Raw genomic sequence first — 426 nt, forward strand, 5'->3', positions numbered from 1 at the left:
CTACTGACCTGAGTCAACAGGCCTATTGGAGCACGGTCGTTCAGAATACGTCGAACGCGACATTGTCACGCATTGTCCTCTGGCCCAATCAACAGACTCCGCGGTTCAGTCGGTGTTCGCGCCGGGCGCATTCGGTTAAACTCCCTTTCCTACTTTCCCAATCACGTACCCGACGTCAAAACCAACATGATGCAAGAGACTTACGCTCCCCACGACATTGAACCCGCTGTCCAGCAACAGTGGCAAGAAAATCAGGTATTCCGCGCAGTGGCCGATGCCAGCAAAGAAAAATTCTACTGCCTGTCAATGTTCCCCTACCCCAGCGGCCGACTGCACATGGGCCATGTCCGTAACTACACCATCGGTGACGTCATCTCCCGCTACCAGCGCATGCTAGGCAAGAATGTGATGCAACCAATGGGTTGG

The 426-nt window shown here is 54.2% G+C and carries 1 protein-coding gene; it reads left to right on the forward strand.

Translation table 11 applies throughout. From position 1 onward, the window contains the following. Positions 1-189: 189 nt before the first annotated feature. Positions 190-426, forward strand: a 237-nt coding sequence (locus Q4563_RS16360) for a class I tRNA ligase family protein (RefSeq protein ID WP_303605233.1), incomplete at its 3' end; no start/stop codon positions are given.

The organism is Gilvimarinus sp. 1_MG-2023 (assembly GCF_030548285.1).